Genomic DNA, 26,916 nt, shown 5'->3' with positions numbered 1-26,916 from the left:
AGCTGTTATAGCTGCGGGGATTCCTGGCTCGGCTTGCTCTTGTCGACACCCGGCACATGCAGGTTGCCCTCGGCCACCTGGTTGCCTTCGAGCTGCGGCTGCGTGACCCAGGTCAGGATGTCGTAGTAGCGACGGATGTTCGCCACGAAATGCACTGGCTCGCCGCCCCGGGCGTAGCCGTAGCGGGTCTTGCTGTACCACTGTTTCTGGGACAGGCGCGGCAGGATCTTCTTCACATCCAGCCACTTGTTCGGGTTCAGCCCTTCCTTGGCCGCCAGTTTGCGGGCGTCGTCCAGGTGACCGCTGCCCACGTTATAGGCGGCGAGGGCGAACCAGGTGCGGTCCGGCTCCTCGATGCTTTCGTCCAACTGCTCCTTCATGTAGGCCAGGTACTTGGCGCCGCCCATGATGCTTTGCTTCGGATCCAGGCGGTTGGATACGCCCATGGCCTGGGCGGTGTTCTGGGTCAGCATCATCAGGCCGCGCACGCCAGTCTTGGAGGTGACCGTCGGTTGCCACAGCGATTCCTGGTAGCCGATCGCGGCCAGCAGGCGCCAGTCGACTTTCTCTTTCTTGGCGTAGGCCTTGAAATGTTGTTCGTATTTGGGCAGTCGTTGCTGCAAGTGTTGGGCGAACGTGGTGGCGCCCATGTAGCCTAGGACGTCAACGTGCCCGTAATAACGGTCTTTGAGGCGCTGCAGGGTGCCGTTCTTCTGCACCTTGTCCAGGTAGCTGTTGATCTCGTTGAGCAGGCTGTTGTCCTCGCCAGGGGCAACCGCCCAACTCTGGCTGCGGGCATCGCCCAGGTCGAACGCCACGCGCACGTTGGGGAAGTACACCTGGTTCATCGCCACTTCGTTGGAATCCACCAGCGTCAGGTCGATCTGGCCCTCGTCGACCATGCGCAGCAGGTCGACCACTTCAACCGCGTCGGACTCTTCGTACTCGATGCCCGGATACTGCTGTTTCAGCTGGGCCAGTTGTTCAGCGTGAGTGCTGCCCTTGAGCACCATGATCTTCTTGCCCGCCAGGGCCGCCGCGTCGGTGGGGCGTGATTGGCCGTTGCGGTAGATGATTTGCGGGGTGACTTCCAGGTAGGAGCGGGAGAACCGCACCTGCTTCTTGCGCTGTTCGCTGCTGACAAGGCCCGCCGCCGCGAGTACCGGACCGTTGGGCTTGCCGATCTGGTTGAACAGATCGTCGAGGTTGTCGGCGGTCTCGATCTTCAGTTCCACGCCCAAATCGTCGGCGAAGCGCTTCACCAGCTCGTATTCGAAGCCGGTTTCACCATTGCGATCCTGGAAGTAGGTGGCAGGGCTGTTTCGGGTAACCACCCGCAGCACGCCATCCTCCTTTACGCGCTCCAGTGTGTTGGGTTTCTCAACACAACCACCGAGCACCAGGAAGAGTCCGGTTGCGATCAGCCATCTGGCATATCGCGGACGCAAAGCCGTTGGGGAAAACATCTGCGCAGTATACGCAAACGGCCCCTACCGCCATATCTCGACAGCAAAAGGCCAGTCTGCTAGCCATTGCAAAACATGTCCGCAGCACCAGCCGGCCGGGGCGCGCAGGGCTTTGCGTCGCTGAAAAATAACTCTGCGAAAACCTTGGTGCGGGTGTCCAATACCGCCATGTGCGCAAAGACCGACATTCGGCCAGCATCGCGCGTGCCGTTTCGGGTGCCGTTGCCGGCGGTTTAGGCTAGAATGCACGGCCTCAAAGCACACCCCTTCCCGAGGCTGTCCCGAAGATGTTGATCCTGCGCGGCGCTCCTGCCCTTTCTGCCTTTCGCCACAGCAAACTCCTTGAGCAACTGAGCCAGAAGGTTCCGGCTGTCAGTGGCTTGTATGCTGAATTCGCTCACTTCGCCGAAGTCACCGGCGGTTTGACCGGCGACGAACAGCAGGTGCTCGCGCGCCTTCTGAAGTACGGTCCCAGTGTTCCTGTCCAGGAGCCGGCCGGTCGTCTGTTCCTGGTACTGCCGCGTTTCGGCACCATTTCGCCGTGGTCGAGCAAGGCCAGCGACATCGCCCGCAACTGCGGCCTGGCGAAAATCCAGCGCCTGGAGCGCGGTATTGCCTTTTATGTCGCCGGTGAGTTCAGCGAGGCCGAGGCCCAACTGATCGCCGAAGGCCTGCATGACCGCATGACCCAGGTCGTCCTGGGCAACCTGGAGCAGGCCGCCGGCCTCTTCAGCCATGCCGAACCCAAGCCTCTGACCGCTATCGACGTACTGGGCGGCGGCCGTGCCGCGCTGGAAAAAGCCAACGTCGAGCTGGGCCTGGCCCTGGCCGAAGACGAGATCGATTACCTGGTCAACGCCTTCCAGGGCTTGAAGCGCAACCCCCACGACATCGAACTGATGATGTTCGCCCAGGCCAACTCCGAGCACTGCCGCCACAAGATCTTCAACGCCAGTTGGGACATTGACGGCCAGGACCAGGAAAAAAGCCTGTTCGGCATGATCAAGAACACCTACCAGATGCACAACGAAGGTGTGCTGTCGGCCTACAAGGACAACGCGGCGGTGATCGTCGGTAGCGTTGCCGGTCGTTTCTACCCGAACCCTGAGACCCGCCAGTACGGTGCGGTCCAGGAGCCGGTGCACATTCTCATGAAGGTCGAGACCCACAACCACCCGACCGCGATTGCCCCGTTCCCGGGCGCGTCCACCGGTTCCGGTGGCGAGATCCGCGACGAAGGCGCCACCGGGCGCGGTGCCAAGCCCAAGGCCGGCCTGACCGGCTTCACCGTGTCGAACCTGCAGATCCCGGGCTTCGAACAGCCGTGGGAAAAGCCGTACGGCAAGCCTGAGCGCATCGTCAACGCCCTCGACATCATGATCGAAGGTCCCCTGGGGGGCGCGGCGTTCAACAACGAATTCGGCCGTCCGGCCCTGACCGGCTACTTCCGTACCTTCGAACAGTCCATCACCACCCCGCGTGGTGAAGAAGTCCGTGGTTACCACAAGCCGATCATGCTCGCTGGCGGCATGGGCAACATCCGCGCCGAACACGTTCAAAAAGGCGAGATCCTGGTCGGCTCCAAGCTGATCGTCCTCGGTGGCCCGGCCATGCTCATCGGCCTGGGTGGCGGCGCCGCTTCCTCCATGGCCACCGGCACCAGCTCGGCGGACCTGGACTTCGCCTCGGTCCAGCGGGAAAACCCGGAAATGGAACGCCGTTGCCAGGAAGTCATCGACCGTTGCTGGCAGTTGGGTGAACACAACCCCATCAGCTTCATTCACGACGTCGGCGCGGGCGGCCTGTCCAACGCCTTCCCGGAGCTGGTCAACGACGGTGGCCGTGGTGGCCGCTTCGAACTGCGCAACATTCCGAACGACGAGCCGGGTATGGCCCCGCACGAAATCTGGAGCAACGAATCCCAGGAGCGTTACGTCCTGGCGGTCGGTCCGGCCGACTTCGAACGTTTCCAGGCCATTTGCGAGCGCGAGCGCTGCCCGTTCGCCGTGGTGGGCGAGGCTACCGCCGAGCCGCAACTGACCGTCACCGACAGCCATTTCGGCAACAGTCCGGTGGACATGCCGCTGGAAGTGCTGCTGGGCAAGGCCCCGCGCATGCACCGTTCGGCCGTTCGCGAAGCAGAGCTGGGCGACGATTTCGATCCGTCGACACTCGATATCGCCGAGTCCATCGAGCGCGTGCTGCATCACCCGGCCGTGGCGAGCAAAAGTTTCCTGATCACCATCGGCGACCGCACCATCACCGGCCTTGTGGCCCGTGACCAGATGGTTGGCCCGTGGCAGGTGCCGGTGGCTGACGTTGCCGTGACCGCCACCAGCTTCGACGTCTACACCGGTGAAGCCATGGCGATGGGCGAGCGCACGCCGCTGGCGCTGCTGGACGCCCCGGCGTCGGGCCGCATGGCGATCGGCGAGACCCTGACCAACATCGCGGCTTCGCGTATCGGCAAGATTTCCGACATCAAGCTGTCGGCCAACTGGATGTCCGCCGCCGGTCACCCAGGTGAAGACGCCCGCCTGTACGACACCGTCAAGGCTGTTGGCATGGAGCTGTGCCCTGAGCTGGGCATCACCATTCCGGTGGGCAAGGACTCGATGTCCATGGCCACGCGCTGGAACGACGAAGGCGTGGACAAGAGCGTGACCTCGCCGCTGTCGCTGATCGTGACTGGCTTCGCCCCGGTCACCGACATCCGCCAGACCCTGACCCCGCAACTGCGCATGGACAAGGGCACCACCGACCTGATCCTGATCGACCTGGGCCGTGGCCAGAACCGCATGGGCGCCTCGATCCTGGCCCAGGTGCATGGCAAGCTCGGCTCGCAAGCGCCGGACGTCGACGATGCCGAAGACCTGAAGGCGTTCTTCGCCGTCATCCAGGGTCTCAACGCCGACGGTCACCTGCTGGCTTACCACGACCGTTCCGACGGTGGTTTGCTGACCACTGTGGTGGAAATGGCCTTCGCCGGCCATTGCGGCCTGAGCCTGACCCTCGACAGCGTTGCCGAGTCCAAGGCCGAAATCCCGGCCATCCTGTTCAACGAAGAGTTGGGCGCGGTGATCCAGGTTCGCCAGGACGCCACCCCGGACATCCTCGCCCAGTTCAGCGCAGCCGGCCTGGCCGACTGCGTCTCGGTGATCGGCCAGCCGATCAACAACGCCCACATCAACATCACCTTCAACGGCGACACCGTCTTCGAAGGCCAGCGCAGCCTGTTGCAGCGCCAGTGGGCGGAAACCAGCTACCAGATCCAGCGCCTGCGCGACAACGCCGACTGTGCCGAGCAGGAATTCGACGTGCTGCTGGAAGAAGACAACCCGGGCCTGAGCGCCAAGCTCAGCTACGACGTCAACCACGACGTGGCCGCGCCTTACATCAAGAAGGGTATTCGCCCACAAGTGGCGGTCTTGCGCGAGCAGGGCGTCAACGGTCAGGTGGAAATGGCGGCGGCATTCGACCGCGCCGGTTTCAACGCGATCGACGTGCACATGAGCGACATCCTCGCCGGTCGTGTCGACCTGAATGACTTCAAGGGCATGGTCGCTTGCGGCGGTTTCTCCTACGGTGACGTGTTGGGTGCCGGTGAAGGCTGGGCCAAGTCGGCGTTGTTCAACAGCCGCGCCCGCGATGCGTTCCAGGGCTTCTTCGAACGCACCGACAGCTTCACCCTCGGCGTGTGCAACGGTTGCCAGATGATGTCCAACCTGCACGAACTGATCCCGGGCAGCGAGTTCTGGCCGCACTTCGTGCGTAACCGTTCCGAGCAGTTCGAAGCGCGCGTGGCGATGGTCCAGGTCCAGGAGTCGAACTCGATCTTCCTGCAGGGCATGGCCGGTTCGCGCATGCCGATCGCCATCGCCCACGGCGAAGGCCATGCGGAATTCGAAAGCGAAGAAGCACTGCTCGAAGCTGACCTGTCCGGTTGCGTGTCGCTGCGTTTTGTCGACAACCACGGCAAGGTCACCGAAACCTACCCGGCCAACCCGAACGGCTCGCCGCGTGGGATCACCGGGCTGACCAGCCGCGACGGCCGCGTCACGATCATGATGCCGCACCCGGAGCGTGTGTTCCGCGCGGTGCAGAACTCGTGGCGTTCGGACGACTGGAACGAAGACGCGCCATGGATGCGCATGTTCCGCAACGCGCGCGTCTGGGTGAACTAAGGCGGTGTACAAGCTCTGCTTCTTCGTCCCGGCCAGCCATCTGGACGTGGTCAAAAGCGCCGTGTTCGCCGCCGGTGGCGGGCGAATCGGCGACTATGAGCACTGTGCCTGGCAAGTGTTGGGCCTGGGCCAGTTTCGCCCTTTGGACGGCAGCCAGCCGTTCATTGGCGAGGCGGGGCAGGTTGAACAGGTTGAGGAGTGGAAGGTGGAGCTTGTCGTGGCTGATGAGTTGATTCGTGCGGTGGTGGAGGTTTTGAAACTCAGCCATCCCTATGAGACGCCGGCTTATGAGGTGTGGCGGTTGGAGGATTTTTGATCTTCCTGCGCTTAAATCGCTTAAATGAAAAACCCGCTGAGTGGATCAGCGGGTTTTTTATTGGGTGTGGGTTTTGTGTGTATATCCGTTGCTGCGGTCACGGCGGCTGACGGTTCCGCTCTTACAGCGGGTCACTTTTGGAGAGCGCCAAAAGTAACCAAAAGCGCTTTGCCCCACCACTTGGTGCCTCGCTTAGGCTCGGCATGCCCTCACTCCAGCATTGCTCCGTGGGCCGCCGCGAAGGGCCATCCATGGCCCAGCGCGGCTAACCCGGCATCCATGCCGGGTTGCCCACTGCGCAATGCCTGCGTTCGGCCATCGTGGTTAACGGGGCGCCCGAGATCAACGTCCACCGCGAGGCGGCCTTAGAGCCGACCTGGCTCTCCCGGTCGTACACCTGTCAGATCTGTGGGAGCAAAGCTTGCTCGCGAAGACGGCGGTACATCCAATACTGATGCAAGCTGACCCACCGCTTTCGCGAGCAAGCCCGCTCCCACAGTGGTTCTGTGTTGGACATGAATTTTGTGTTCACTGGAGATTAAATGTGGGAGCGAGCCTGCTCGCGATGGCGGTGGTTCAGTCACATGGATGTTGGGCTGCTGGCCTCATCGCGAGCAAGCTCTCTCCCGCAAAGGAACTCCGGGTGCACACGAATATTGTGTCGGCTGAAGATCCAATGTGGGAGCGAGCTTGCTCGCGATGGCAGTGGTTCAGTCACATGGATGTTGGGCCAGTTGGCCGGCTCGCTCCCACAGGAGAAACGCGGTCCCACCAAGAACCAGGTCGGCTACCAGGCCGCCTCGCGGTGGACGTTGATCTCGGCGCCCCATTAACCACGCTGGCCGAACGCAGGCATTGCGCAGTGGGCAACCCGGCATGGATGCCGGGTTAGCCGCGCTGGGCCATGGATGGCCCTTCGCGGCGGGCCCACGGAGCAATGCCGGAGTGAGGGCACACCGAGCCTAGGCGAGGTGCCAAGTGGTGGGGCAAAAGCGTTTTGCTTACTTTTGCGCTTCTCAAAAGTGAGCCGCTGTAAGAGCGGAACCGCCAGTAGCCGTTACCGCAGCAATGGATATGTACCCAACGCCATCCAAAAAAAGCCTATCTGAAATTTGTGCGAAACATCCCTGATCAGATGGCTGGTCTGTCAGACGGACCGAAGTTTCCGACATGTTTTTAAGGTTGTCCCTCGGAAGCGAGGGCTCTAGCCTCTGGGTGTCGCTGCCAATTCAGCGACCGGGTTTGACCGTCCGAAAAAAATCAAGGGGCAACAGGCCCGGACGTTTTGTCCTGGGCTCCATTAATTTAAAGGAGCTTCAATTGAAAAATAATTCTGACATGCCAAAACCCGCCTCCACCTTCCCCTACAGCGACTACGCCCCCGACAAGCTGAAAGACGCCGCCGACCGCGCGATGGACCATTACCTCAAGCCCGACGACAGCGAACCAGAACCCCAACCCTCGGTGCAGTTGTTCACCGTATCGGACAACGTTGACACCGAAACCTTGCTGGCCAACCTCAGCGAAACCCTGGCCTCGGCCAATGCGGTGCTTAGCGACCTCCTGTTTGACTTGGACGGTTCGCGGCGGCATGTGGCGTTGGGCGTGGCGCAGATGATCGAGCTGGGAACGCTGTTGGCAAACAAGGCCTTGGACCGGGTAGAGCTTCGGACTTGATGCCATAAGTGCCGGCCCCATCGCGAGCAAGCTCGCTCCCACAGTGGTTAGTGGCGTTCACAACACCATTGTGGGAGCGTGCTCTTTGCCACAGTGATTGGCATTAGCCTGCGAAAACTATTGGTGGATGTTCTCGCGCCGGCAAACTTCTTTTTCGATGCCAATGCACTCAACCGGTTCACTCACACCTTTCTCGAACCGTCGGGCATTCATCAACAGACCTCCCTTGATACCGCCGATGAACGCGAAGGCGCCTTCACGCGAACCAGCGTTACGTACCGACAAATCCACCGCCACGCTGTTGGGCCTGACTTCATAGACCCAGCCGCCGTTTGCTGCTTCCTGGGTTGCCCAGAGCTTGGCTTCGCTATAATCGCGAAATGCTACAACGATCGATCCGGCCATGGGAGACTCCGGCCTGCGCACTGACCTCAAACTTGGTGGCAAAGAGTTCCAGGCCCGTAGACCATTGGCAAGCGCATCCGCTCCCTGCACGGGGTTGATCGTCGCAGAGCCGACTGCCCAGAGGGATTGCTTAGTCGTTACCCATGTCAGCCCCACTGGAGGCGTCAGTCGACTCCAGTTGATGGAGATTGCGGCGACGTCCTGCATCGACTCGCGACCGGTGGGTTCTCGGTAGTTCGGGTTCGGCGTGCATTTGGCAAGATCGTCTTTGGCGCAGGCCTTCTTGATGAAGTGCCCCTTGACCCCGCCCGGGTAGCTGATTTCCTGCTCGCCGGGGAAAGGTCCCCCCGATTGCACTTGATCGATTCCGTGAGGGGCAGTGAACTCGTACACCCACTCCATGGCGTAGTGCTGGGCCCAGACCAGGCTGCGCGTTGTGCTGCTGAACACCGTCCCCGCGCTTCCGCTCGCGTGGGTGATCCAGTCGTATCCCCATTGCTCCTCGGGAGTGCCCACGGCTTTGGGCAACAGCCCCTTCTCGAAGGCACTGAGGCCCTGACCCGTCGTATCTCCCCGATAAAGCGTGTCCATGTCGGTACGCCAGCGCAACGAGGGTGTGGTTTTGCGGATATCCACGCTCGGATCCGCCGTGACCTGAAGCCAGGCGGTATACCACGGCTCCTCTTTTCCATCGGCCCCCCACGCATCGGTGCCCAACTGCCACACACCCGCGAACGCGACCATCGCAACCGCTGTTGTCCGTATAAAACTGTTATGAGTTGTCATGATTTGATGTCTCATCTGAAACAGGTGAAGCCCTGTCGAATCACATACGTCATGACTACCTATGCTTCGACGTGACACGTCTCACTTTGGATTCTGCGGGGCACAGCGAGCCGAACCACCGCATCAGTTCTGAGGGTAGATCACGGCTGGGGGAGGGGATTGCGTTCCGGTTCTTGGACTTGTAACAAAAGGCTGATTGATACCACCCTCTGTGGCGAGGGAGCAAGCTCCCTCGCCACAGGGGCTCCTCGCCGCAAGAAAAGGGGGCTACGGCCGAATCTCGATCATCGTCCCATCCGGCACCAGGTTCCACACCTCGCGCATGTCCACATTGCGCATGGCGATGCAGCCATCGGTCCAGTCCAGCGTATGGAACAACTGCTCAGGGTTCTCTTCCGAATCCGGCGTGCCGTGGATCATGATCATGCCCCCCGGCTCAACGCCTTCGCGGCGGGCGCGGGCGGCGTCGCTGATGTTGGGGTAGGAGATATGCATCGACAGATAGAACCGGTCGCTGGTCTTGCGCCAATCCAGCCAATAGAAGCCTTCGGGGGTGCGCTTGTCGCCCTCGATCAGCTTGGGACCTTTCTTGGCGCCCTTGCCCAGGGAGATGCGATAGGTCTTGAGCGGCTTGCCGTCGTTGATCAATTGCAATTGATGGGCGGACTTGAGCACCAGCACTTTTTCGATGACCTTGCCGTTGTAGGTTCCCACCGCAGCGGCCTGGGACATCGCAGTGAACGACAAGCAGAACAGGACAAGCAACCAGCGCATTGAAACGATATCCCTAGAGGTGTCGCGATTATTATTGATTGGTTTTTCAGGTGTTGGCCGGCTGAGCCAACGGTGGAATCGATTCGGATCGCACCGGGTAATCCTCGGCGCGGCGGTCGGCATAGAAATATTCCAGGGTGCGGCCCACCGTACGAAAAGCCAGTTCGTCCCAGGGAATGTCCGCTTCTTCGAACAATTTCACTTCCAGGCTCTCGGGCCCAGCGGCGAAATCCTCATCCATCAGCTCGGCGCGGAAGAATACATGTACCTGGCTGATATGCGGTACGTCAATCAGCGTATAGATGTTCAAATTTCGCACCCGGGCGCAGGCTTCTTCGGCGGTTTCGCGCACGGCGGCCTGTTCGACCGTTTCGCCGTTCTCCATGAAGCCCGCCGGCAGCGTCCAGTAACCGCGCCGCGGCTCGATGGCGCGCCGGCACAACAGGACTTTACTGCCCCAGGTCGGTACGCAGCCGGCCACGATGTTGGGGTTCTGGTAATGGATGGTGTGGCAGGTGTCGCAGACAAAACGCAGGCGCGAGTCGCCTTCGGGGATGCGCTGGGTCACCGGGTTACCGCACTGGCTGCAGAATTTCATGCTTGGGTTCCTGAATGCTGCGCCTATCTTGGCGTGCGTAGGCCGGTGCGGCAAGTTGTCGTTTCGCGACACGACGTGGTGCGGGGGTTGGGCCGCTTGAACGATTGGTGCATGATGCAAGGTAGCGAACAAATCGAGAAGTCTCATGCTGGACGAGCTACTGCATCGAGTAAGCAACCATACCCCGCACGATCTGCAGGCTGACCGACGTTTCCCTGAAGCCGCGGTGCTGGTGCCGATTACCCGCAGTGATGAACCGGAGCTGGTACTGACCCTGCGCGCCAGCGGGCTGTCGACCCATGGCGGCGAAGTGGCGTTCCCCGGCGGGCGCCGCGACCCGGAAGACCCGGACCTGATTTTCACCGCCCTGCGCGAAGCCGAGGAAGAAATCGGCCTGCCGCCTGGCCTGGTGGAAGTGATCGGCCCTCTCAGCCCGTTGATCTCGCTGCACGGTATCAAGGTCACGCCGTATGTCGGCGTGGTTCCGGACTACGTCGAATACCTGGCCAACGATGCCGAGATCGCGGCGGTGTTCAGCGTGCCGCTGGAGTTTTTCCGCAAGGATCCGCGCGAACACACGCACCGTATCGATTACCAGGGCCGCAGTTGGTACGTGCCCAGCTATCGGTTTGGCGAATACAAGATCTGGGGCCTGACGGCGATCATGATCGTCGAATTGGTCAACCTGCTGTACGACGCTGACATCGACCTGCACACGCCACCCAAAAGCTACATCAATACCTGATGCCCCGAGGATCCTCATGAAATACCGCCTGGGCGATGCCCGTGTCGAAACCCACCCACAGAGCTGGGTCGCGCCCAACGCCACGCTGGTGGGCAAGGTCCGTCTCGAAGAGGGCGCCAATGTCTGGTTCAACGCCGTGCTGCGCGGTGACAACGAACTGATCCTGATCGGCAAGAACAGTAACGTGCAGGACGGCACGGTGATGCACACCGACATGGGCTATCCGCTGACCATCGGCACCGGCGTGACCATCGGCCACAATGCCATGCTCCATGGTTGTACGGTGGGCGACTACAGCCTCATCGGCATCAACGCGGTGATTCTCAACGGCGCAAAGATCGGCAAGAACTGCATCATCGGCGCCAACTCGCTGATCGGTGAAGGCAAGGAGATTCCCGACGGCTCGCTGGTGATGGGCTCGCCCGGCAAGGTGGTGCGTGAACTGACCGAGGCCCAGAAGAAAATGCTCGAGGCCAGCGCGGCGCACTACGTGCACAATTCCCAGCGCTACGCCCGCGACCTGATCGAGCAGGAACAATGAGCGCCCCTGAACGCCCGGTGCCTTCGCCCTGCGTGAACATCTGTGCACTGGACGATGACGACATCTGCACCGGTTGCCAGCGCACCGTGGCGGAGATCACCCGTTGGAGCCGGATGGACAACGATGAGCGGCGCAGTGTGTTGGCGCTGTGTCATGAACGGGCCAAGGCCAGTGGGTTGGTGTGGATGTTGCCGGCAAGGCGCTGATGTCCACTTGTGAACACAACCCCCTGTGGGAGCGAGCTTGCTCGCGATAGCGGTGGGTCAGCTTGAGGCATTGTTGAATGTGCCGCCGCCATCGCGAGCAAGCTCGCTCCCACAGGGGGTCACGGTTTTTCCTTGATGCCCAACCACCGATCCAACCCCACCACCCCCAACGCAATCGCGATAAACCCCAGCAATATCCCCCCGGCATTGATGAACACCTGTGGATAACCCAGGCTCGCTACGTCGATGAAAGGGTAGGGGTAGGCCGCCAATAATTCCCCGCGCAGCAGGACATAGGCGAAATACACCAAGGGGTAGATCACCCAAAGTCCGATGTGGCCCAGGCGCAAGCCGCCTTTGGGCACGTAGAGCCACCAATAGGCGATGTACAGCAAGGGCACCACGTCGTGCAGCAACTCGTCGGCCACGAACTGCCAGCCTTCGGGCTGCCAGAGGTGGCGCAGCAGCAGGTTGTAGGCCAGGCCGACCAGGGCGATGCTCACGGCGACGCCGCTGCGCACGCTAGGTAGCAGGAACCAGCGTCGGGCCGGAGATTGGCGGTGGGTCAATTCCCAGGTCAGGACGACCGCCACCAACAGGTTGGTCAGTACCGTGAAGAAACTGAAGAAACTCACCAGCCCGCCCAGCAGGCTCGCGTCCAGTTTCCAGCGACCCAGCAGGATCAGATACAGCTGGATGCTCAATCCCACCCAGCCCAGCAGTGCCGTCACCGATACGAAGCGCTGACGACCCTTATCGATCCCCATGACTCAGACCGGCCGTTTAGTGCGCATCAACTTGATGTACAGGCGCTCGACTTTTTCCCGCGCCCAGGGCGTCTTGCGCAGGAAGGTCAGGCTCGACTTGATGCTTGGGTCGCTCTTGAAGCAACGGATATCGATGCGTTCTGCCAGGCCCGACCATTCGTAGTGCTGCACGAGGGCGTTGAGGATCTGCTCCAGCGTCACGCCGTGCAGCGGGTTGTTGTTGGGTTCGGTCATGGGAGGCCTTCGCGCTAAAGGTGTAAAGCCGCGCACCTTAGCCGAGGTGCCCCTTTGGTGGAAGCATAGCCTTCATCATGGCCGCCAGCGCCAGGCGCACTGTTACCGAATCCGAGATGATTCATGTCAGCAAAAGCTCTTTCTCTATTGAGAGCAGGACATTATCCTTGCGCCGCCTGCTGAAACGCTTCTTCTGTTGTGCCGAAGCCTCTGCGTCCAGCTTATTCCCATTAAACGATCTGATGAATGCCCAATGTCCTGACCCTGAAAGACAGCGCTGTCTCGTTGACTTCCTGTGGGAGCGAGCTTGCTCGCGATAGCCATTGCACATTCAACATCGAAGCCAACTGACACGCCGCCATCGCGAGCAAGCTCGCTCCCACAAGCGATCGCGGCAACCGAATTTGCCTTTTTTCAACTGAACCATGCCCCCGCAAGATCGTCATCTACAGTGACTACTTGCGCGGGACTCCTTAAAACGTCACGGAGAAACACACTATGAGCACTGAGGGTGCTTTGAGTCGAAGCCGTCTGCTACCGAGTCTGCTCGGCATTCTGCTTCTATTGATGGGCCTGGCTTTGCTGGCCGGGGGAGTCAAGCTGAGCACGCTTGGCGGCTCGTTGTACTACCTGCTGGCCGGTATCGGCCTGGCGCTGACCGGCGTATTGCTGATCATGGCCCGTCGCGCGGCCCTGGGCCTGTACGCGCTGGTGCTGTTCGCCAGCACCGTGTGGGCGTTGTGGGAAGTGGGCCTGGATTGGTGGCAATTGGTGCCGCGCCTGGCGATGCTGTTTGCCTTGGGCATCGTCATGTTGCTGCCGTGGTTCCGTCGCCCGCTGTTGACCGCCGATGCCTCGGCCACGGGAACCCGTGCATTGGGCGCCGCCGTGGTCATCGCCGGTGTTGCCGCGCTCGCCAGCCAGTTCACCAACCCGGGTGAGATCAAGGGCCAACTGGACCGCGACAGCGTGCCGGGCATGACCAACACCGCACCGGCCATGCCGGACGGCGATTGGAACTCCTACGGACGCAGTGCCCATGGCGACCGCTATTCGCCGCTGGCACAGATCACCCCCGAGAACGTCAGCAAACTGGTGCCGGCCTGGACCTATCGCACCGGCGACCTGCCAGGGCCGAACGACCCGGGTGAAACCACGGCCGAAAATACCCCGCTGAAGGCCAACGGCATGCTCTACGTGTGCACGCCTCACAGCCAGGTGATTGCCCTGGAGCCTGAAACCGGCAAGGAAATCTGGCGTTTCGATCCGAAGCTTTCCACGCAAAAAGCGGAAAACTTCAAAGGTTGGGCCCACATGACCTGCCGTGGCGTGACCTATCACGATGACGCCGCGTACGCCTCTGCCGAGCAGAGCCCGACCGGCACTGCCAGCACCACCCCAGCGAGCAGCGTATGCCCGCGACGGATCTTCCTGCCGACCGCCGACACCCGCCTGATCGCCCTCAACGCCGACACCGGCAAGATGTGCGAAGACTTTGGCGACAAGGGCCAGGTCGACCTGACCGCCAACATCGGCGGTTTCACCGCCGGCGGTTACTACTCCACGTCGCCACCGGCGGTCACCCAGAACCTGGTGGTGATCGGCGGCCACGTCACCGATAACGTCTCCACCGACGAGCCAAGCGGCGTCATCCGTGCCTACGACGTGCACACCGGCCAACTGGTGTGGAACTGGGACAGCGGCAACCCGGACGACACCACGCCGATTGCCGAGGGCAAGACCTACACCCGCAACTCCCCGAACATGTGGTCCATGTTCAGCGTCGATGAAAAACTCGGCATGCTCTACCTGCCGATGGGCAACCAGACCCCCGACCAGTTCGGTGGTTTCCGTACCCCGGAATCGGAAAAATACGCCGCTGGCCTGACCGCCCTGGACATCGCTACCGGCAAGGTGCGCTGGTACTTCCAGTTCACCCATCACGACCTGTGGGACATGGACGTCGGCGGTCAACCGACCCTGATGGACCTGAAGACCGCCGATGGCGTGAAACCCGCTGTATTGGCGTCGACCAAGCAGGGCAGCATCTACGTGCTGGACCGCAGCAATGGCCAGCCGATCGTGCCGATCAAGGAAATCCCGGTGCCGCAAGGCGCGGTGGAAGGCGACCACACCTCGCCGACCCAGCCGATGTCCGACCTGAACTTCGTTCCGCCGGTCCTCAAGGAAAGCGACATGTGGGGCGTGACCCCGTTCGACCAGATGCTCTGCCGGATCGACTTCAAGTCGCTGCGTTATGACGGCATGTTCACGCCGCCGTCGCTGCAAGGCTCGATCGTCTACCCAGGCAACTTCGGCGTGTTCGACTGGGGTGGCATATCGGTGGACCCGGTGCGCCAGATCGCCTTCGTCAACCCGAGCTACATGGCGTTCAAGTCGAAGCTGGTGCCGGCCGCCGAAGTGGCGGGTGGCCCGGGGCGCAAGAGCGAAACCGAAGGCGTGCAGCCGAACAAAGGCGCGCCCTATGGTGTGATCCTCGAAGCGCTGCTCTCGCCAATGGGCCTGCCTTGCCAGGCGCCTGCGTGGGGTTATGTCGCGGCCGTGGACCTGACCACCAACAAGACCCTGTGGAAGCACAAGAACGGCACTGTACGCGACAGCTCGCCGGTACCGATCCCGCTGAGCATGGGCGTCCCGAGCCTGGGTGGCCCCTTCACCACCGCCAGCGGCCTGGCGTTCCTGAGCGGCACCCTCGACCAGTACTTGCGTGCCTATGACGTGAAGAACGGCAAGCAACTGTGGGAAGGTCGCCTGCCCGCCGGCGCCCAGACCACGCCGATGACCTACACCGGCAAGGACGGCAAGCAATACGTGCTGGTTGTTGCCGGTGGCCACGGTTCCCTGGGCACCAAGCAGGGCGACTATGTGATCGCCTACAAACTGCCGGATTAAGCCCAAGCTGCGCTCATGAAAAAGGCGACACCCTTGCGGGTGTCGCCTTTTTTTGTAGCGCTGAGTCTCTGTGAACGCAGGCCTTTGAGCTTTTGAGCTTTTGTGGCGAGGGAGCTTGCTCCCGCTGGGCTGCGAAGCGGCCCCCTGCTTTGCCAGCCATCACACCGCAGGGGATGCTGACGCATCCAGCGGGAGCAAGCTCCCTCGCCACAGGGGACTGTGTTCAGCCTTGGGCTTTTACAACTCGATCTTGACGGCCTGCGAAGCGCGGGTCGCCTTGGCGCGGGCGGCTTCGATGGACTCATCGCGGGCCAGGGCCACGCCCAGGCGGCGCTGGCCATTGACCTCCGGTTTGCCGAACAGGCGCAGGGCGGTGTCCGTTTCGCTCAGGGCCGTGCCCAGGTTGGCGAAAGCGGTCTGGGTCGATTGGCCTTCCACCAGGATCACCGCCGAGGCCGAAGGGCCGAACTGACGGATCAGCGGGATCGGCAGGCCGAGAATGGCGCGGGCATGCAGGGCGAACTGCGACAGGTCCTGGGAGATCAGCGTCACCAGGCCGGTGTCGTGTGGGCGCGGCGAGACTTCGCTGAACCACACCTGGTCACCCTTGATGAACAGCTCGACGCCAAACAGGCCGCGACCACCCAGCGCCTCGGTCACTGCCTTGGCGACGCGCTCGGATTCGGCCAGGGCCACCGGGCTCATGGCTTGTGGCTGCCAGGATTCCTGATAGTCGCCCTTTTCCTGACGGTGGCCGACCGGCGCGCAGAAGGTGGTGCCGCCGACGTGACGCACGGTGAGCAGGGTGATTTCGTAGTCGAAATCGATGAAACCTTCGATGATCACCCGGCCCTTGCCAGCACGGCCGCCTTCCTGGGCGTAGTCCCAGGCTTTTTGCACGTCATCGGTACCGCGCAGCAGGCTCTGGCCCTTGCCCGAGGAACTCATCACCGGCTTGACCACGCACGGGAAACCCAGGGTTTCCACGGCCTTGCGGTAGTCTTCCACGGTGTCGGCGAAGAAGTACGGCGAGGTCGGCAGGCCCAGTTCTTCGGCGGCCAGGCGACGAATACCTTCACGGTTCATGGTCAGTTGCGCGGCACGGGCGGTGGGGATCACGGTGAAGCCTTCGGCTTCCAGTTCCACCAGGGTGGCGGTGGCGATGGCTTCGATTTCCGGCACGATGAAATGCGGCTTCTCGGCCTCGATCACCGCACGCAGGGCAGCACCGTCGAGCATGTTGATCACATGGCTGCGGTGGGCCACTTGCATGGCCGGCGCGTTGGCGTAGCGGTCCACGGCAATCACCTCGACGCCCAGGCGCTGCAGTTCGATTACCACTTCCTTGCCCAGCTCACCGCTGCCACACAACAAAACGCGGGTCGCGGTGGGCGACAATGGGGTTCCGATACGGGTCATCTGAAGGTCCTCAAACAGGAGCGGATCATCGCGGGTTGCGCGCCGGGCGAGCTTCCCATGGGAGAAAGCGCGGCATTTTACATGAACCGCCCGGCGATGGCCTGTTTACGTAAACGCCAGGCCATGATCAGCCAGACGGCGGTGACCCCGGCGAATTTCGAGAGCAGGGCGGTGATCACCACGGCAGGCGTCAGGGCGTCGATCAAGCCGAAGAAGATGAACGTGTCCAGGGGAATGCTCAGGGCCGAACTGATCCACAACCGGTCATGGAGCGGGCGCTTGGTGATGGTGAACACCAGCCAGTCTATGCACTCGGACACGGCGAACGCCGTGGCGCTCGCCAGGGCGATGGTCGGGTCCGAAGTGACATAGGACAACACCAGCGCCACCAGCATCGCCGCGATGGCGCCGTGGCCGAAACGGGTCTGCACCATGTCCCGCAGGATAAACACCAGCCCGCCCCAGGCCGACCAGATGATGTCCAGGTGCGGCGCGGCGGAAAACGCGAAGTTGATCAGCACGACGCTGCTGATGTAGGCGAGCAGGAAAAGCATGGGGCGGGGTACCTGGTGGGGATGGAATGTCGGTGAAACCCTCAAGGGCAACGAAGCCCCTTGTGGCGAGGGAGCTTGCTCCCGCTGGGCTGCGAAGCAGACCCAAAACCTGACAACTCGGTGGATCAGATAGATCGAGGTGACTGTTTTTTGGGGGGCTGCTGCGCAGCCCAGCGGGAGCAAGCTCCCTCGCCACAAAGGCTGTGCTCAGTCAGTGGGTGAAGGGTACTTCAGCCGCCGTCAGTCCCTCAATCTTCCTCACTGCCATCCAGCTTCCAATACCCCACCGCCTTCACAAAATCCTGATCCAACCCTTTCTCCTCCAGCAACACCTTACGAATCTGCCGCGACACCTTGCTTTCGGTCGCGACCCAGGCGTACAGCTTGCCGCCGGGTATTTCCAGCTGTTGCACGGTGCGCAGCAGGTTGTCCTGGCGGCCTTCGCGCAGCACCCAGATCACGTGTACCTGCGCCGGGCTCTGGAGAATCTGCTGTTCGGCGCCGTTTTCCACTTCCACCACCACCAGGGCTCGCCGGTTGGGCGCCAGGCCTTCGAGGCGGCGGGCGATGGCGGGCAGAGCGGTTTCATCGCCGATCAGCAGGTAGCTGTCGAAGATGTCCGGCACGATCATCGAGCCCCGTGGGCCACCGATATTGAGGTATTGCCCAGGCGCCGCCTGGGCCGCCCAGGTCGCGGCAGGGCCGTCGCCGTGGAGCACGAAATCGATGTCCAGCTCCAGGGTGTCCAGGTCGTAGCGGCGCGGGGTGTAGTCGCGCATCTCGGGCATCGGCCCCTGGGCCTTGCCGGCGCTGGGGTTGAAGTTTTCCAGGGCGGCCTGTTCCTCGGCGTTCTGCGGGAACAGCAGCTTCACGTGATCGTCCGTGCCCAGGCTGACGAACCCGGCCAGTTCCGGCCCGCCGACGGTGATGCGGCGCATGCGAGGGGTCAGGTCCTCTACCCGCAACACTTGCAGGCGACGACGTTTGATCTCGTGGGTGACGCGGTGAATGGTATTTGGATCGACTTCGGTCATTGGTTTGACTCCGAGACAGTTGGACGGTCGGGGCCGTCGATGATGGCTTGGGCGGTGTCGTTGAGCAGGTCGCGCACCCGCCGGATTTCTTCCGGGCTCCAGTGGCCAGGGTGCTTTTGCAGCGCATGCCGCAGGTTATACACCGCTTCATGGATTTCCGGGGGCCGATCATGGCCGCGCAACGTGCGCTTGCTGATTTCAATGCGCGCGCGCACCTCATCCAGCGCTTGGGCCTGGTCCTCAAGTGATAGACGTCCGGCATCGGTCACGCTGTAGCTTTTTTTTCCGTCTTCGACGCCGCAGGTGACCAGTGCACTCATTTCCAGGAAGGACAGGGTCGGGTAGATCACGCCGGGGCTGGGGCTGTAGGCGCCGTCGAACATGTGCTCGATCCGGCGGATCAGGTCGTAACCGTGGCAAGGCTGTTCGGCAATCAGCGCCAGTGACAGCAACTTCAGGTCACCGGCGGCAAAGACCCGTGGGCCTCGGCTATTACGTTCACGGCTTGCCGGCTGTCGTTCGAAGCCGTCGTGTTCGCGTTTGGGATGGGAATAAGGGCCTGCCATATGCGGTTCTCCGTTCTGCATAGGATCGGGCTGAGATATAACTTTTGCCATGCGATATATCTTTTGGATTAGATGTATCTTGGAACTAAGATATATCTAACTCTGTCACCCGTTACTTGTGTGGAACAAGACCTTACCTGAATGTGGCATGGCGGCGGATGATGAGATTTTGCAGCGGTTTTTCTTGACTTTGACCAATGCCGTAGCGCCTCTGGGCGTGTGGGTAGTTTCTGACATCCAAACTTGAGATTTATCAGAAGAGGGGTACTTTTTCGCGCATTCGTGTGCCGGATTTACTACACGATTGTGGGAATCTGCCTGCTTTTTTTTAGTTGCAAAGAGTCGATCATGCCCCGGCGTTGGAGGAGCAGATCAAGTTGTTGTTGAACTGCAACTTCAACCTTTCTCTTTATGCCAAGAACAGGTGTTAACAACATGCTCAAACAATTCGTGACCGCTGCTTCCCTGACTGCCGCTGCCTTGGGCGCTGCGCCAGTATTCGCGCTCGATGATGCACGCTCCGCTATCCACATCACCGCGAACATTCCGACCCAGCAGTTCCACGTGCAGCCACGTGACCCGAACTTCGGTAAGGATGAAATCATGAGCTACAACACGGTCAGCGGCACCTTGACTTCGCTGCGCCAGACCTTCGACGTGAAGAACACCGAAGGTTCGGTTCATGCCTATATCGAAGGTGGCCCGGCGGCACTGTACAACGGCAGCGATTCCATCGCCCTGACCACCAAGTTCAATGGTGTCACCCTGAGTGCCATCGCTCAGGAAGTGGTCGATGATGCGACGTCCACGCCAGGCACCCAGGCTGACATGACCATCGCCGCGGCCACACCCCTGGCTACCCAGAACGGTCTGTACACCGCCGACATGACCGTGATCTTCGACGCCGTGCCGCGCCCGTGATACCGCTCGATGCCCGGTGAGCTCCAACTCATTCCACGGGCATCGCCGCAGGCCGTCCGGCGCTCCCCAGCCGGGCGGCCAGCACCTGAAACGCCCTGATCGCTCGCAGATTATGAGAATCCGTTGATGTTTCCGATGACACCCATCGCGGGTGCGCTCGCGCTATTGTTGTGCGCGAATGCATTGGCCGCGCCGACTGCCCCCGGTACCACGCCGAGAAGCCTGTTGTCCCAGGCCAAGGGCCTGCCGGCGGAGTTTGAATCGCACTTCTTCGATGTGCCTCTGGCGGTTCGTATTGAACTCAATCAACAGTACCTCGGCGAAGCCATGGTGGTCTTGTCGCGGGATGATCGTATCACCCTGATCGAATTCACCGACACGCAGGACAGCACCATAAAAGCTGTCGAACGCGAGCAATGGACGCAGCATCTCAAGCAGGGACAAGTACTGGGCGCCTGTGAAGGCAGTTGTCCGTCCGGGCTGCTGGCCGTGCACTACAGCCTTGAAAATTCATTGGTGTCGATCCTGACCCGGGACGTGGAGCGCACCACCGAAACCAAGCGTTATTACGATCAACCGGAAGGCGGCAGCCTCGGCCTGATCTTCAACAACCAACTGAATATCAACGGTGGCCAGGAGCAGGATACCGGCGGGCGTTATGGCCTCAACGCCAGTTCCAGCGTGGGCAACTGGAGCCAGTCGCTGGACCTTCAGCTCTCACGTCTTGGCGGGCCGGACGACAAGCTGTACCACGCCGTCCATGAGCTCTACACCCAACGGGAGATGGAAGGGACTTTTTTTCGCCTGGGTTATTTCACGCCCAGCTCCGACGGCCTGAATCGGCAGATCCGTTCGTTCGGCGCCAACCCGGACACCGCGTTGGGGGTGATGTACGGCAGCTCCGACAGCCTGGCGATCGAAAATCCCAAGCCCAGCGTCTACCCCATCTATGTCACCGCCAGCCGCCAGGCGTCAGTGGAGATTTACCGCAGCGGCCTGCTGATCAACACCCAGGCGGTTGCCGCCGGCTTGCAGAGCCTGGACACCCGGCCCTTGCCCGGCGGCATCTATGAAGTGGAAGTGCGGCTGATCGAGGACGGGCAAACCACCGCCACCAGCCAGGAGTTGGTCTACAAACCCAACAATTGGAGCAACGTCGAAGATCGCTGGCGCTACAACCTGTTCGCCGGGCGCGAGACCAGGCTCTGGAGCAACTGGGAAGACCAGCCCTCGGGTTTCACGACGGCGGGCGTCGGCCTCAACTACCTGCTGCATCCGCGAGTGATCCTGGGCGCCTCCACGCGTCAGGTGCAGGACAAACTGCAAGTGGGCACCTCGGTGGACTGGACGCTGGCGACCAACACCAGCCTGTACGCCAACGTCTATCAGACCCAGCAATACGGCACCGGCATGGACGTGCAAGGCTTGTACAGCTACGGCCATGGCAGCGTGGTGGCCAGCCACAACCGCAGTTGGCTGGACACCCGCAACACCTATGAAACCCTGCCGGACGGCACCCGTATCCGCCAGCGCAACGTGTTCGTCGGCCATACCAGCAACTCGTCGCTGTCGGTCAATCATCGCTTGAGCAACAAGACCTCCGTCAACGGACGGTTGGCCTACAGCGAAGGCAATGTCCAGGGCACCGGCCTGGACCTGGGCTGGACCCAGCGCGGCAAGCTGCGTGGCAGCGATGCCAACTGGCGGCTGTCGGTGTTCGACCGCCCCGGCACCTCGAGTACCGCCGACCGCCGCAATCGCGGGGTCGACCTGAGCGTCAGCGTCGCCTTGGGCGGGCCGGGCGAGTACTGGTCGGGCAGCATCGGCACCCGCACCTCGCGAGACGGCGATCGGGACCACAATGGCTCGCTGACCTATCGCCGCAACCTGGAAGATCATGTGCTGCAAAGCGTCTCCGCCACGGCGCTGGCCGACACCTATGGCGTGGGCCTGTCCGGCATCGCCAGTTTCATGACCGACTCGCTCTACGGCGACGGTTTCGTCCAGCGCTCGTCCTATAACGACAACCTCACCGGCGGCCTGAACCTGAGCAGCACCGTGGCCGTGGGCGGCCAGAAAGCCGCTTTCACCGGCGTGCCCCAGGGGCGCGGCGCCGGCATGATCGTCGACGTGGAAACCGATCTGGACAATGTCGTCCTGCGCGCGGATGACTTGACCGGCGGCAGCACCGCGTTGCGTCCGGGCCGTAACTTCGTCCCCATCACCGCCTACAAAAACAGCATGGTGACCTTTGACTTCGACGGCGTGCATCCGCCAGCGGCGAGCATCGAGCCTTCACGCACCCGTTATCACCTGAACAAGGGTGGGGTGGACTACCGCAAGATCCACGTGATGAAAACCGTGACGGTGCTCGGGCGCCTGCTGGACGACCAGGGCCAGCCGCTTCGTGGCCACCACGTGATCAACCACGCCAGCCGCGGCGTCAGCGAGGCGGACGGGTTTTTCTCCATGGAAATGAACGCCGGCTCGCCCACCCTGGAAGTGCGCTACGGCAATGAGTTGTTCTGCCGGTTCCGCCTCGACCCGGACAACGCCGGCCGCGAAGGCGATGTGTTGATGATCGGTGATTTGCGCTGTACGCCAGACACGCTGGCCGATACGACGCTGGCCGAGGCCGGGACGAAGCAGCGCTCATGAGAATCGTGGGAGCAAAGCTTGCTCGCGATGAACGATAACGCCGTTCACCTGAAGACCCGGGCGCCTGCATCGCGGGCAAGCCTTGCTCCCACAGGTGAGTTTTTCACCACCTATTTGCGGTGATCTGTCTTGATGTATGAGGTTGTATAAATGAAACCCTTATCGGTTGCAGTGCGCAGCGTGGTCTCGGTGTTGTTGTTTTCGTGCGTGCCTGCGGCCAATGCCTTGACCCAGGACATTAGCGCGTTGTTCAGGCCGGATCCTTCCAAGCCCAACGAAAATGCCTTTCGTAATACCACGCCGGTCAGTGGTTATTGTGCAAGTTATCCAGGGCAATGTGGGACGACGATGTTCAGTATTCGGCTGCCCATAACGTTCAGCTCGACCGGACCTATCGAGCCAAACCATGCAGACGCTCGGCAAGGTGCGATGTTCAAAGTACCTGCCAATTGGCGCCCGACACAAGTAACCCATGCAAGTACGGGTGAAACTGAAATCGTTGAAATACGTTTGTCCGGCATAGGTTCGGAATACCGACTTCCTGTTAATGCAGCCGATCTGGTCGGTGGCGGCGTCAACGCCCAAACGGCTCATAGAATGTTATGGGGCTCTAGCTGGGTCACTCCGCCCTCGCCATGTCGTTTCGGCGGTAATGCGCCCTATGGCGTTAATTGGTATGGTTTTTTCTGGACCACCCCGGTAGTAGGTGTATGCGCAAAAACGGCTCGTTACTTGATCCCCAGCATGACTTACCGCTATCTGGATTTTGCCTACGAACTGCGCACTCCCAATCCTTTGAATATGTCATCCGGGCAATATACGGGGTCGTTGACCTATAGTATTGGACCAGGGCAGGACTTCGACATGGGCGATGTCATGCTCCCTAACGATTCGGCGCTCACGCTCAATTTCAATCTTGAAGTCCAACACACCCTCCAGGTGGAAGTCCCCCCCGGCGGCAACCGGGTCGAACTGGTCCCCCAGGAAGGCTGGCAATCCTGGCTGAACAGCGGCCGCAAACCAACGCGGTTGTTTCGTGACCAGCGCTTCCATATCTCCGCCTCTTCCCGTTTCAAGATGGCGCTCGAATGCCAAATCATCAGCGGCAATACCTGCGCAATCTCCGAAGCCGCCACCGGTCATGCCGTGCCGGTGGATGTCAGCGTCAGCCTGCCCGATGGCTTGACCGACGCCGCCGGGCAGCCGGTCAACCGTCGCCGGTTGCTGCGTGACGGCAGCGGCACCGAACTGTTCCAGCCCGGTTTCTATGTCGATCGCCGGCCGGGCACGCTGCACTTTGAAGTGGCTCGCAGCAGCGTCGAAGAGATGCTCGACAGCGGCGCCAAGGCCTACACCGGCAACGTCACGGTGATCTGGGATTCGGAAGTTTAAAAAGGAGTGGCTTGGGCAGTCCGGGCCGATTTGAGGATGAGGTAGAGATGAAGCAGTTACCAATGGCAGTGCAAGGCTTGGTATCGGTGATGGTGTTGACCTGTGCATCGACGGCCGATGCACTGAACCAGAACATCACCGCATTGTTCAGGCCCGACCCTTCGAAGCCTCAGCAGAATACATTCGTCAACACCACGCCTAGTAGCGGTTATTGCCAAGAGTATCCATCGCAATGTGGGAGTTCGACCTTCAGCATCCGCTTGCCAATCAACTTCAATTCGAGCGGTCCCATCCAGGCGAATCATGGGGATCCCCGGCAAGGTGCCATGTTCAATGTGCCCGCCGACTGGCGCATCACGCAAGTGACTCATACCGGTACAGGTGAAACGGCACTCGTTGAAGTACGTTGGTCCGGTTTGGGGGCACTGCATGAGCTCCCGAGCAGTGCGGTCGATCTGGTAGGCGGAGGCGTGAGCGTTTGGAGAGCCCATGAGTTGTTATGGAATGGTCTTGCCTGGGTCTATGCTCCCTCGCCCTGTCGGTACAGCGGCCTTGGTTGGTACACCGAGAGAACCTATAAGTTCTTCTGGAAAACCCCGACAGAGGGGACGTGTGCAAAAAGGGCCAATTATTTGGTTCCTTCCCTGAGATACACCTATCTGGATTTTGCTTACGAACTGCGCACACCCAACCCACTGAGGATGTCGTCCGGCCAATACACAGGGTCGATTACCTACGGTGTCGGGCCGGGTCGAGACGTCGACATGGGCGATGTCATGGTTGCCAGTGATTCGGTGATAACCCTCAACTTCAAACTGGATGTCGAACACACGCTCAAGATCGACGTGCCCCCAGGCGGCAATCGAGTAGAGCTCGTACCCCAGGAAGGCTGGCAATCCTGGTTGAACAGCGGGCGCAAGCCGACCCGCCTGTTTCGTGACCAGCGCTTCCATATTTCTACGTCCTCACGTTTCAAGATGATGCTCGAGTGCCAGCACGTCAGCGGCAATACCTGTGCCGTATCGGAGGCCGGTTCCGGCCATGCCGTGCCAGTAGATATCAGCGTGAGCCTGCCCGACGGTTTGACGGACGCGGCTGATCAGCCTGTCAACCACCGTCGATTGTTGCGTGACGGCAGTGGCACCGAGCTGTTCCAGCCGGGTTTTTACATCGATCGCCGGCCCGGCACCCTGCACTTCGAAGTGGCCCGCACCGGCGTCGAAGAGATGCTCGACAGCGGCGCCAAGGCCTATACCGGCAACGTCACGGTGATCTGGGATTCGGAAGTCTGAGTGCCCTTAGGGCCAGCCATATTCAGTGAATTACGTTTAATGCATGAGGTTAAAGAAGTGATGAAACATCTATGGGCATGGGTTGGGTTTTATCTGTTTTGCGGCATGGCCCAGGCCGGGCCGCAGATTGGTGTCGGGGTGGTCTACGACTACCTTGATGGCGACAAAAGCACCTACATGAAACGGGTGTTCAACGGCGGCACGTCGACGGCATTCGTCAAGGTCAACATCCTGGAAATCATCTACAACGAGGACGGCACCTACCAGGAGGTGCCGCTGCAGAACCAGGCCAGTGCCATGGCCAAGGATGGCCTGATGGCCAGCCCGGCACGGCTGATCGTACCGGCCAACGGTATGCAGGGCACGCGCTTGCTGTTCATGGGCAACCGCGACAAGGAGCGTTACTTCCGGGTGCGTTTCGTGCCGGTGGTGCCGGAAGCGGAGGACGAATTTGCCGTCAGTGCGCAGGAGCGCGAAGAGTACAAGAAAGAACGCGTGGCGGCGGGGGTCAAGGTCCTGGCGGGCTACGGCACGGTGTTTTTCGTGCGACCCAAGGACACCCGTTTCGAGACGGTGATCGATGACAGCGCCAGTCGTTATGTGATGCGCAACAACGGCAATAGTGTCCTGGTGCTCGATGAGTTCAAGGATTGTGCGGTGAAGAAAGAAAACGACTGCCGGCCGACCACCAAACACCATGTCATGGCCGGTCGCGTGTTTTCGTTCGACAAGGAGGCGGGGCGTGAATATCGCTTCACGCTGATCGAGGGCGGCCAGAGCAAAACCGTCGAGATCAAGGGTTGACGGTTGCCGTCGCCGAACCGTCGTTGACGCCACAGGTAATCAATATGTTCAAGACACTGCTACGCCCCCTCGCATTGACCGCTCTGATGCTGCCCTGGAGCCCGGGCTGGGGCGCGGTCGAACGGGAAACCTTCGAACTCTACGTGACCATCCCGACGCTCGACTTCTATGTGCTGCCCCTCGACCCGCAGTTGGTCCAGCGTGAACAACGCTTGCCGTTCAGCACCATCACCAACGAGCTCAGCCCGTTGCGGGCGACCTACGAGGTGAAGAACAGCAACGGTGCCATCGGCGCGCGCCTGGGCGAAGAGGCGTACTTGTCCAACGGCCGTGAGCGCATCGACCTGCGGGTGCGGTTCAACAACGTCGAATTGACCCTGGATTCGAACCACGTGGTGTCAGCCATCGAGGCCCGCCCCGGGCGCCAGGTGCCGTTGGAAATCGCCGCGATCAAGCCCGCCGACGACTACAAGCCCGGCGATTACTACGGCACGGTGCACATGGTGTTCGATGCCATTGCGCCGTGAGGAACAAAGGTGTGGGTTGGAATACGGGCTACGAGTGTCTCGGTTTCGATCGTTCCCACGCTCCTGCGTGGGAATGTCGCCAGGGACGCTCCGCGTTCCGCTTCTGGAAGGTGACGCAGAGCGTCACGGAATGCATT

Annotated in this window: 23 protein-coding genes; 13 read left to right on the top strand and 10 right to left on the bottom strand. The window is 61.1% G+C overall.

Translation table 11 applies throughout. The annotated features are described in order from the left end of the window. Positions 1-5: 5 nt before the first annotated feature. Complete coding sequence (gene mltF / locus Q7F16_RS17435) at positions 6-1,466, bottom strand: membrane-bound lytic murein transglycosylase MltF (protein ID WP_082098038.1); 1,461 nt, start codon at positions 1,464-1,466, stop codon at positions 6-8. A 287-nt stretch (positions 1,467-1,753) separates the two neighbouring features. On the opposite strand from mltF, the gene purL reads away from it, so the two are divergent. From purL to Q7F16_RS17420, 3 genes are all read left to right on the top strand, one after another. Beyond that, the gene (purL, locus tag Q7F16_RS17430; RefSeq protein ID WP_046064859.1) at positions 1,754-5,650 is read left to right on the top strand and encodes a phosphoribosylformylglycinamidine synthase; all 3,897 of its coding nucleotides are present in this window, start codon (positions 1,754-1,756) and stop codon (positions 5,648-5,650) included. Positions 5,651-5,654: 4 nt separating this feature from the next. Further along, complete coding sequence (locus Q7F16_RS17425) at positions 5,655-5,966, top strand: Nif3-like dinuclear metal center hexameric protein (protein ID WP_018603356.1); 312 nt, start codon at positions 5,655-5,657, stop codon at positions 5,964-5,966. Between the two features lie 1,320 nt (positions 5,967-7,286). After that, entirely contained in the window at positions 7,287-7,643 is a 357-nt protein-coding gene (locus Q7F16_RS17420; protein ID WP_082098037.1) for a DUF6124 family protein, read from the top strand. Positions 7,644-7,760: 117 nt separating this feature from the next. Here the strand turns inward: Q7F16_RS17420 and Q7F16_RS17415 are convergent, their stop codons facing one another. The 3 genes from Q7F16_RS17415 to Q7F16_RS17405 form a co-directional block, all read right to left on the bottom strand. After that, the gene (locus Q7F16_RS17415; RefSeq protein ID WP_046064856.1) at positions 7,761-8,834 is read right to left on the bottom strand and encodes a scabin-related ADP-ribosyltransferase; all 1,074 of its coding nucleotides are present in this window, start codon (positions 8,832-8,834) and stop codon (positions 7,761-7,763) included. Between the two features lie 267 nt (positions 8,835-9,101). Beyond that, positions 9,102-9,608, bottom strand: a complete 507-nt coding sequence (locus tag Q7F16_RS17410) for a L,D-transpeptidase family protein (RefSeq protein ID WP_079302045.1) — start codon at positions 9,606-9,608, stop codon at positions 9,102-9,104. A 46-nt stretch (positions 9,609-9,654) separates the two neighbouring features. Next, positions 9,655-10,206: an NUDIX hydrolase gene (locus Q7F16_RS17405; protein WP_079302046.1), complete on the bottom strand. Its 552-nt coding sequence runs from the start codon at positions 10,204-10,206 to the stop codon at positions 9,655-9,657. Positions 10,207-10,351: 145 nt separating this feature from the next. Here Q7F16_RS17405 and Q7F16_RS17400 point away from each other — a divergent pair, with 145 nt between their 5' ends. Genes Q7F16_RS17400 through Q7F16_RS17390 form a run of 3 tightly spaced genes read left to right on the top strand, consistent with a single transcriptional unit; the run spans position 10,352 to position 11,698 of the window. Beyond that, positions 10,352-10,951: a CoA pyrophosphatase gene (locus tag Q7F16_RS17400; protein WP_409556120.1), complete on the top strand. Its 600-nt coding sequence runs from the start codon at positions 10,352-10,354 to the stop codon at positions 10,949-10,951. Positions 10,952-10,967: 16 nt separating this feature from the next. Next, complete coding sequence (locus Q7F16_RS17395) at positions 10,968-11,492, top strand: gamma carbonic anhydrase family protein (RefSeq protein ID WP_046064853.1); 525 nt, start codon at positions 10,968-10,970, stop codon at positions 11,490-11,492. Further along, positions 11,489-11,698 carry a DUF1289 domain-containing protein gene (locus tag Q7F16_RS17390; RefSeq protein WP_003205232.1) on the top strand — a complete coding sequence of 70 codons (210 nt, stop codon included), beginning with the start codon at positions 11,489-11,491 and terminating at the stop codon, positions 11,696-11,698. Before Q7F16_RS17395 ends, Q7F16_RS17390 begins: the two co-directional genes overlap by 4 nt. Positions 11,699-11,817: 119 nt before the next feature. Here Q7F16_RS17390 and Q7F16_RS17385 read toward each other — a convergent pair whose 3' ends face one another. Together Q7F16_RS17385 and Q7F16_RS17380 are read right to left on the bottom strand one after the other, a co-directional pair. After that, positions 11,818-12,465: a Pr6Pr family membrane protein gene (locus tag Q7F16_RS17385; RefSeq protein ID WP_095963281.1), complete on the bottom strand. Its 648-nt coding sequence runs from the start codon at positions 12,463-12,465 to the stop codon at positions 11,818-11,820. Positions 12,466-12,468: 3 nt separating this feature from the next. Further along, positions 12,469-12,699, bottom strand: coding sequence for a VF530 family DNA-binding protein (locus Q7F16_RS17380; protein ID WP_003205228.1), 231 nt, complete (start codon positions 12,697-12,699; stop codon positions 12,469-12,471). Positions 12,700-13,197: 498 nt separating this feature from the next. On the opposite strand from Q7F16_RS17380, the gene Q7F16_RS17375 reads away from it, so the two are divergent. After that, positions 13,198-15,612, top strand: a complete 2,415-nt coding sequence (locus Q7F16_RS17375) for a glucose/quinate/shikimate family membrane-bound PQQ-dependent dehydrogenase (protein ID WP_046064850.1) — start codon at positions 13,198-13,200, stop codon at positions 15,610-15,612. 237 nt (positions 15,613-15,849) lie between these two features. On the opposite strand, the gene purT is transcribed toward Q7F16_RS17375, so the two are convergent. From purT to Q7F16_RS17355, 4 genes are all read right to left on the bottom strand, one after another. Further along, entirely contained in the window at positions 15,850-17,031 is a 1,182-nt protein-coding gene (gene purT / locus Q7F16_RS17370; RefSeq protein ID WP_409556119.1) for a formate-dependent phosphoribosylglycinamide formyltransferase, read from the bottom strand. Positions 17,032-17,108: 77 nt separating this feature from the next. After that, positions 17,109-17,585: a preQ0 transporter gene (locus tag Q7F16_RS17365; RefSeq protein WP_003205220.1), complete on the bottom strand. Its 477-nt coding sequence runs from the start codon at positions 17,583-17,585 to the stop codon at positions 17,109-17,111. 248 nt (positions 17,586-17,833) lie between these two features. Continuing rightward, the gene (locus Q7F16_RS17360) at positions 17,834-18,619 is read right to left on the bottom strand and encodes a siderophore-interacting protein (protein WP_046064849.1); all 786 of its coding nucleotides are present in this window, start codon (positions 18,617-18,619) and stop codon (positions 17,834-17,836) included. Beyond that, positions 18,616-19,185 (bottom strand): helix-turn-helix transcriptional regulator, encoded by a 570-nt coding sequence (locus Q7F16_RS17355; RefSeq protein WP_046064848.1) that lies wholly within the window; start codon positions 19,183-19,185, stop codon positions 18,616-18,618. Before Q7F16_RS17355 ends, Q7F16_RS17360 begins: the two co-directional genes overlap by 4 nt. Positions 19,186-19,620: 435 nt before the next feature. On the opposite strand from Q7F16_RS17355, the gene Q7F16_RS17350 reads away from it, so the two are divergent. From Q7F16_RS17350 to Q7F16_RS17325, 6 genes are all read left to right on the top strand, one after another. Further along, positions 19,621-20,106 (top strand): CS1 type fimbrial major subunit, encoded by a 486-nt coding sequence (locus Q7F16_RS17350; RefSeq protein ID WP_046064847.1) that lies wholly within the window; start codon positions 19,621-19,623, stop codon positions 20,104-20,106. Positions 20,107-20,232: 126 nt separating this feature from the next. Further along, positions 20,233-22,764, top strand: a complete 2,532-nt coding sequence (locus tag Q7F16_RS17345; protein ID WP_409556118.1) for a CS1-pili formation C-terminal domain-containing protein — start codon at positions 20,233-20,235, stop codon at positions 22,762-22,764. Positions 22,765-22,914: 150 nt separating this feature from the next. Then, on the top strand, positions 22,915-24,156 hold the full coding sequence (locus tag Q7F16_RS17340) for a hypothetical protein (RefSeq protein WP_409556117.1): 1,242 nt from the start codon (positions 22,915-22,917) through the stop codon (positions 24,154-24,156). 47 nt (positions 24,157-24,203) lie between these two features. After that, complete coding sequence (locus Q7F16_RS17335; protein WP_409556116.1) at positions 24,204-25,448, top strand: hypothetical protein; 1,245 nt, start codon at positions 24,204-24,206, stop codon at positions 25,446-25,448. Positions 25,449-25,508: 60 nt separating this feature from the next. After that, complete coding sequence (locus tag Q7F16_RS17330; RefSeq protein WP_046064844.1) at positions 25,509-26,252, top strand: pilus assembly protein; 744 nt, start codon at positions 25,509-25,511, stop codon at positions 26,250-26,252. Positions 26,253-26,296: 44 nt separating this feature from the next. Beyond that, positions 26,297-26,779: a CS1 type fimbrial major subunit gene (locus tag Q7F16_RS17325; RefSeq protein ID WP_046064843.1), complete on the top strand. Its 483-nt coding sequence runs from the start codon at positions 26,297-26,299 to the stop codon at positions 26,777-26,779. Positions 26,780-26,916: the final 137 nt, after the last annotated feature.

This window comes from Pseudomonas sp. Lb2C2 (assembly GCF_052112205.1).
Taxonomy (GTDB): domain Bacteria; phylum Pseudomonadota; class Gammaproteobacteria; order Pseudomonadales; family Pseudomonadaceae; genus Aquipseudomonas; species Aquipseudomonas kilonensis.
Note: the sequence above shows the minus strand (reverse complement) of the source record. Positions and strands in the feature narration are given on the sequence as shown.